At 50.8% G+C, this 6,000-nt stretch carries 7 protein-coding genes and 2 tRNA genes; all 9 read left to right on the top strand.

All coding sequences use genetic code 11. The features are described 5' to 3' along the window. The first annotated feature begins 13 nt into the window (after nucleotides 1-13). Nucleotides 14-418 (top strand): tol-pal system-associated acyl-CoA thioesterase, encoded by a 405-nt coding sequence (gene ybgC, locus A31E_RS18675; RefSeq protein ID WP_001098372.1) that lies wholly within the window; start codon nucleotides 14-16, stop codon nucleotides 416-418. Then, nucleotides 415-1,107, top strand: a complete 693-nt coding sequence (gene tolQ / locus A31E_RS18670; protein ID WP_000131311.1) for a Tol-Pal system protein TolQ — start codon at nucleotides 415-417, stop codon at nucleotides 1,105-1,107. The genes ybgC and tolQ overlap by 4 nt, the downstream gene beginning before the upstream one ends. Nucleotides 1,108-1,110: 3 nt before the next feature. Next, nucleotides 1,111-1,539 (top strand): colicin uptake protein TolR, encoded by a 429-nt coding sequence (tolR, locus tag A31E_RS18665; RefSeq protein WP_000090096.1) that lies wholly within the window; start codon nucleotides 1,111-1,113, stop codon nucleotides 1,537-1,539. A 64-nt stretch (nucleotides 1,540-1,603) separates the two neighbouring features. Further along, on the top strand, nucleotides 1,604-2,869 hold the full coding sequence (tolA, locus tag A31E_RS18660; RefSeq protein WP_016248491.1) for a cell envelope integrity protein TolA: 1,266 nt from the start codon (nucleotides 1,604-1,606) through the stop codon (nucleotides 2,867-2,869). 132 nt (nucleotides 2,870-3,001) lie between these two features. Beyond that, a complete protein-coding gene (gene tolB / locus A31E_RS18655; protein ID WP_010352214.1) occupies nucleotides 3,002-4,294 on the top strand; it encodes a Tol-Pal system beta propeller repeat protein TolB in 1,293 nt (430 codons plus the stop codon). A gap of 34 nt (nucleotides 4,295-4,328) precedes the next feature. Beyond that, entirely contained in the window at nucleotides 4,329-4,850 is a 522-nt protein-coding gene (pal, locus tag A31E_RS18650) for a peptidoglycan-associated lipoprotein Pal (RefSeq protein WP_001295306.1), read from the top strand. A 9-nt stretch (nucleotides 4,851-4,859) separates the two neighbouring features. Further along, nucleotides 4,860-5,648: a cell division protein CpoB gene (cpoB, locus tag A31E_RS18645; protein ID WP_000097584.1), complete on the top strand. Its 789-nt coding sequence runs from the start codon at nucleotides 4,860-4,862 to the stop codon at nucleotides 5,646-5,648. A gap of 164 nt (nucleotides 5,649-5,812) precedes the next feature. Next, nucleotides 5,813-5,888: transfer RNA gene (locus A31E_RS18640), tRNA-Lys, on the top strand. A gap of 35 nt (nucleotides 5,889-5,923) precedes the next feature. Next, nucleotides 5,924-5,999: transfer RNA gene (locus tag A31E_RS18635), tRNA-Val, on the top strand. Nucleotide 6,000 lies beyond the last annotated feature (1 nt).

The following is a 6,000-nucleotide window of genomic DNA, read 5'->3' on the forward strand; positions in this document are numbered from 1 at the left end:
ACCGGGATGTAAAGTGAATACAACGCTGTTTCGATGGCCGGTTCGTGTCTATTATGAAGATACTGATGCCGGTGGTGTGGTGTACCATGCCAGTTACATCGCTTTTTATGAAAGAGCACGCACAGAGATGCTGCGCCACCATCACTTTAGCCAACAGGCACTGATGGCTGAACGTGTTGCCTTCGTGGTGCGTAAAATGACGGTGGAATATTACGCACCTGCACGGCTCGACGATATGCTCGAAATACAGACAGAAATAACATCAATGCGTGGCACCTCTTTGGTTTTCACGCAACGTATTGTCAACGCCGAGAATACTCTGCTGAATGAAGCCGAGGTTCTGATTGTTTGCGTTGACCCACTCAAAATGAAGCCTCGTGCGCTTCCTAAGTCTATTGTCGCGGAGTTTAAGCAGTGACTGACATGAATATCCTTGATTTGTTCCTGAAGGCTAGCCTTCTGGTTAAACTTATCATGTTGATTTTGATTGGTTTTTCAATCGCATCCTGGGCCATTATTATCCAGCGGACCCGTATTCTTAACGCTGCAGCGCGTGAAGCCGAAGCGTTTGAAGATAAATTCTGGTCTGGAATCGAACTTTCTCGCCTCTATCAGGAGAGCCAGGGAAAACGGGATAATCTCACTGGGTCGGAACAAATCTTTTACAGCGGGTTCAAAGAATTTGTGCGCCTGCATCGTGCCAACAGCCATGCGCCAGAAGCAGTGGTGGAAGGGGCTGCACGTGCGATGCGTATCTCTATGAATCGTGAGCTGGAAAATCTGGAAACACACATTCCGTTTCTCGGTACGGTGGGTTCTATCAGCCCGTATATCGGTTTGTTTGGTACAGTCTGGGGGATCATGCACGCTTTTATTGCCCTTGGTGCGGTGAAGCAGGCAACACTGCAAATGGTGGCTCCCGGTATCGCAGAAGCGTTGATTGCCACGGCAATCGGTCTGTTCGCCGCTATTCCGGCGGTTATGGCTTACAACCGTCTTAACCAACGCGTAAACAAACTGGAACTGAATTACGATAACTTTATGGAAGAGTTTACTGCGATTCTGCACCGCCAGGCGTTTACCGTTAGCGAGAGCAACAAGGGGTAAGCCATGGCCAGAGCGCGTGGACGAGGTCGTCGCGATCTCAAGTCCGAAATCAACATCGTACCGTTGCTGGATGTACTGCTGGTGCTGTTGCTGATCTTTATGGCGACAGCACCCATCATTACCCAGAGTGTGGAGGTCGATCTGCCAGACGCTACTGAATCGCAGGCAGTGAGTAGTAACGATAATCCGCCAGTGATAGTTGAAGTATCTGGTATTGGTCAGTACACCGTGGTGGTTGAGAAAGATCGCCTGGAGCGTTTACCTCCAGAGCAGGTGGTGGCAGAAATCTCCAGCCGTTTCAAGGCTAATCCGAAAACGGTCTTTCTGATCGGTGGCGCAAAAGATGTGCCTTACGATGAAATAATTAAAGCGCTGAACTTGTTACACAGTGCGGGTGTGAAATCGGTTGGTTTAATGACGCAGCCTATCTAAGCATCTGCGTTTCCCTTGCTTGAAAGAGAGCGGGTAACAGGCGAACAGTTTTTGGGAACCGAGAGTGTCAAAGGCAACCGAACAAAACGACAAGCTCAAACGGGCGATAATTATTTCAGCAGTGCTGCATGTCATCTTATTTGCGGCGCTGATCTGGAGTTCGTTCGATGAGAATATAGAAGCTTCAGCCGGAGGTGGCGGTGGTTCGTCTATCGACGCCGTAATGGTTGATTCAGGTGCGGTAGTTGAGCAGTACAAACGCATGCAAAGCCAGGAGTCAAGCGCGAAGCGTTCCGAAGAGCAGCGCAAGATTAAGGAACAGCAGGCAGCCGAAGAACTCCGTGAAAAGCAAGCGGCTGAACAGGAACGCCTGAAGCAACTTGAGAAAGAGCGGTTAGCTGCTCAGGAACAGAAAAAGCAGGCTGAAGACGCCGCCAAACAGGCTGAGTTAAAGCAGAAGCAAGCGGAAGAAGCGGCAGCGAAAGCTGCGGCAGATGCTAAAGCGAAGGCCGAAGCGGATGCCAAAGCAGCAGCCGAAGCGGCGAAGAAAGCGGCTGCGGATGCGAAGAAAAAAGCGGAAGCAGAAGCTGCCAAAGCCGCAGCCGAAGCGCAGAAGAAAGCTGAGGCTGAAGCCGCCAAAGCTGCTGCGGCACTGAAGAAGAAAGCCGAAGCTGCAGAAGCCGCCGCTGCTGAAGCAAGAAAGAAAGCAGCGGCTGAAGCTGCTGAAAAAGCGAAGGCTGAAGCTGAGAAGAAAGCGGCTGCTGAAAAGGCTGCGGCTGATAAGAAAGCAGCGGCAGAGAAAGCTGCAGCTGATAAGAAAGCGGCAGCAGAGAAAGCCGCAGCCGAGAAGAAAGCAGCAGCAGAGAAAGCCGCAGCCGAGAAGAAAGCAGCAGCGGCAAAAGCGGCTGCTGAAAAAGCCGCTGCAGCTAAAGCGGCCGCAGAGGCAGATGATATCTTCGGTGAGCTAAGCTCTGGTAAGAATGCACCGAAAACCGGTGGTGGGGCGAAAGGGAACAATGCTTCGCCTGCCGGGAGTGGTAATACTAAAAACAATGGCGCATCAGGTGCAGATATCAATAACTATGCCGGGCAGATTAAATCTGCTATCGAAAGTAAGTTTTATGACGCATCGTCTTATGCAGGCAAAACCTGTACGCTGCGCATAAAACTGGCACCAGATGGCATGTTACTGGATATCAAACCTGAAGGTGGCGATCCCGCACTTTGTCAGGCTGCACTGGCAGCAGCTAAACTTGCGAAGATCCCGAAACCACCAAGCCAGGCAGTATATGAAGTGTTCAAAAACGCACCATTGGACTTCAAGCCGTAATCGCGATGTTGGCCGTCACGGCGGTTAATATCAGACATCGGTTGTCGCGGGGTTCTGGTAGTTTTGTGTATTTGAGTTTGTTAACATTCTGCTAAATTATCGTGGACTATCTGTCCGGATAAGGGAGATATGATGAAGCAGGCATTACGAGTAGCATTTGGTTTTCTCATACTGTGGGCGTCGGTTCTGCACGCTGAAGTCCGCATTGTGATCGACAGTGGTGTAGATTCCGGTCGTCCTATTGGTGTCGTTCCTTTCCAGTGGGCAGGGCCTGGTGCGGCACCTGAAGATATTGGCGGCATCGTTGCTGCTGACTTGCGTAACAGCGGTAAATTTAACCCGTTAGATCGCGCTCGTCTGCCACAGCAGCCGGGTAGCGCGCAGGAAGTTCAACCCGCAGCATGGTCTGCACTGGGTATTGACGCTGTGGTTGTAGGTCAGGTCACTCCGAACCCGGACGGCTCTTACAATGTTGCTTATCAGCTAGTTGATACCGGTGGTGCTCCGGGTACTGTACTTGCTCAGAACTCATATAAAGTTAACAAGCAATGGCTGCGTTATGCTGGCCATACCGCCAGTGACGAAGTGTTTGAAAAACTGACCGGCATTAAGGGTGCGTTCCGTACTCGTATTGCCTACGTTGTTCAGACCAACGGTGGTCAGTTCCCGTACGAATTGCGCGTATCTGACTACGATGGCTACAACCAGTTTGTGGTTCACCGCTCTCCGCAGCCGCTGATGTCTCCGGCGTGGTCACCAGACGGTTCTAAACTGGCATATGTCACCTTCGAAAGCGGTCGTTCCGCGCTGGTTATCCAGACGCTGGCAAATGGCGCTGTGCGTCAGGTGGCTTCATTTCCGCGTCACAACGGTGCGCCAGCGTTCTCACCGGATGGCAGCAAACTGGCGTTTGCCCTGTCTAAAACGGGTAGCCTGAACCTGTACGTAATGGATTTAGCTTCTGGTCAGATTCGTCAGGTGACTGATGGCCGTAGCAACAACACTGAACCGACCTGGTTCCCGGATAGCCAGAACCTGGCATTTACTTCTGACCAGGCAGGTCGTCCGCAGGTTTATAAAGTGAATATCAACGGCGGTGCGCCACAACGTATTACCTGGGAAGGTTCGCAGAACCAGGATGCGGATGTCAGCAGCGACGGTAAATTTATGGTAATGGTCAGCTCCAATGGTGGGCAGCAGCACATTGCCAAACAAGATCTGGTAACGGGAGGCGTACAAGTTCTGTCGTCAACGTTCCTGGATGAAACGCCAAGTCTGGCACCTAACGGCACTATGGTAATCTACAGCTCTTCTCAGGGGATGGGATCCGTGCTGAATTTGGTTTCTACAGATGGGCGTTTCAAAGCGCGTCTTCCGGCAACTGATGGACAGGTCAAATTCCCTGCCTGGTCGCCGTATCTGTGATAATAATTAATTGAATAGTAAAGGAATCATTGAAATGCAACTGAACAAAGTGCTGAAAGGGCTGATGATTGCTCTGCCTGTTATGGCAATTGCGGCATGTTCTTCCAACAAGAACGCCAGCAATGACGGCAGCGAAGGCATGCTGGGTGCCGGCACTGGTATGGATGCGAACGGCGGTAACGGTAACATGTCTTCCGAAGAGCAGGCTCGTCTGCAAATGCAACAGCTACAGCAGAATAATATCGTTTACTTCGATCTGGACAAATACGATATCCGTTCTGATTTCGCTCAAATGCTGGATGCACACGCAAACTTCCTGCGTAGCAACCCGTCTTACAAAGTCACCGTAGAAGGTCACGCGGACGAACGTGGTACTCCGGAATACAACATCTCCCTGGGTGAACGCCGTGCGAACGCCGTTAAGATGTACCTGCAGGGTAAAGGTGTTTCTGCTGACCAGATCTCCATCGTTTCTTACGGTAAAGAAAAACCTGCAGTACTGGGCCATGACGAAGCGGCATACTCCAAAAACCGTCGTGCGGTACTGGTTTACTAAGAGAATTGCATGAGCAGTAACTTCAGACATCAACTATTGAGTCTGTCGTTACTGGTTGGTATAGCGGCCCCCTGGGCCGCTTTTGCTCAGGCACCAATCAGTAGTGTCGGCTCAGGCTCGGTCGAAGACCGCGTCACTCAACTTGAGCGTATTTCTAATGCTCACAGTCAGCTTTTAACTCAACTCCAGCAGCAACTCTCCGATAATCAGTCCGATATTGATTCCCTGCGTGGTCAAATTCAGGAAAATCAGTATCAACTAAATCAGGTCGTGGAGCGGCAAAAGCAGATCCTGTTGCAGATCGATAGCCTCAGCAGCGGTGGTGCAGCGACGCAATCTGCCAGCGTTGAGCAAAGCGGGGCGGCGGCAACAACGCCAACGGCTGATGCTGGTACTGCGAGTGCTGGCGCGCCGGTGAAAAGCGGTGATGCAAACACTGATTACAATGCAGCTATTGCACTGGTGCAGGATAAATCCCGCCAGGATGATGCGATGGTGGCATTTCAGAATTTCATCAAAAATTATCCTGATTCAACTTACCTGCCAAACGCCAATTATTGGCTGGGTCAGTTAAACTACAACAAGGGTAAGAAAGATGATGCGGCGTACTATTTTGCTTCGGTAGTGAAAAACTATCCGAAGTCACCGAAGGCTGCAGATGCGATGTTTAAGGTCGGCGTCATCATGCAGGACAAAGGTGACACTGCGAAAGCGAAAGCCGTGTACCAACAGGTTATCAGTAAGTACCCTGGTACTGATGGCGCCAAACAGGCACAAAAACGTCTGAACGCCATGTAATGCATAACACGCGACCAGAAGTCGCATTATTTCTGGTCGTGTCGTGCGAATCATAAGCAGTTGAGTGATCTACATCGAAATTTTTGTTGCGCTCAAATCTGAAATCAGTAATATATGCCGCCGTTGCCACGGGATATCAAACAAACCGAAAGCAACACTAAAGTGGGTCGTTAGCTCAGTTGGTAGAGCAGTTGACTTTTAATCAATTGGTCGCAGGTTCGAATCCTGCACGACCCACCACTAGCATAGTTAGTTGTAGTATCCAGCGTAGTATCGGGTGATTAGCTCAGCTGGGAGAGCACCTCCCTTACAAGGAGGGGGTCGGCGGTTCGATCCCGTCATCACCCACCAC

Origin of the sequence: Escherichia sp. KTE159 (assembly GCF_000408805.1) — a bacterium.
Classification (GTDB): Bacteria; Pseudomonadota; Gammaproteobacteria; order Enterobacterales; family Enterobacteriaceae; genus Escherichia; species Escherichia marmotae.

Excerpts from the sequence above, each read along its gene's own strand:
- tolR (WP_000090096.1), top strand. The coding sequence starts at position 1,111 with ATGGCCAGAGCGCGTGGACGAGGTCGTCGCGATCTCAAGTCCGAAATC.
- tolB (WP_010352214.1), top strand. The coding sequence starts at position 3,002 with ATGAAGCAGGCATTACGAGTAGCATTTGGTTTTCTCATACTGTGGGCG.
- pal (WP_001295306.1), top strand. The coding sequence starts at position 4,329 with ATGCAACTGAACAAAGTGCTGAAAGGGCTGATGATTGCTCTGCCTGTT.
- cpoB (WP_000097584.1), top strand. The coding sequence starts at position 4,860 with ATGAGCAGTAACTTCAGACATCAACTATTGAGTCTGTCGTTACTGGTT.